Origin of the sequence: Massilia mucilaginosa (assembly GCF_011682145.1) — a bacterium.
GTDB lineage: Bacteria > Pseudomonadota > Gammaproteobacteria > Burkholderiales > Burkholderiaceae_D > Telluria_A > Telluria_A mucilaginosa.
The window spans coordinates 1-354 of the sequence record NZ_WHJH01000254.1 but is presented as its reverse complement, the minus strand read 5'-3'; the positions used below and the strand labels follow the sequence as shown (position 1 = coordinate 354).

Genomic DNA, 354 nt, shown 5'->3' with positions numbered 1-354 from the left:
TCTTCCAGGACCTGAACGTGCTCGGCGTGCTCGACAAGATCTACAAGGGCGACCACGGCGGCCTGGCGACCTACGAGTTCCGCACCAGCAAGAGCTACCCGCCGGAAAACTACATCGTCCAGTACGACGAGACCGACGAGCACTTCACGTGCCGCCTGATGGAAAAATACGGCCTGTTCTATTACTTCGAGCATAGCGCCGGCAGCCACATCATGGTCATCAGCGATGATTCCTGCAACGCGGGCTTTTGCCCGCCGCAAAAAGGGCACGCGACGGTCAAGTTCAATGGCGGCAACCGGGTTCACAAGGAAGATGCCGTGACGGCGTTCACGGCCGAGCGCATGGTGCAGTCGA

The 354-nt window shown here is 59.6% G+C and carries 1 protein-coding gene; it reads left to right on the top strand.

What is annotated here, in order from left to right; translation table 11 throughout:
- Nucleotides 1–354, top strand: a 354-nt coding sequence (locus F2P45_RS34750) for a phage late control D family protein (protein ID WP_187367264.1), incomplete at both ends; no start/stop codon positions are given.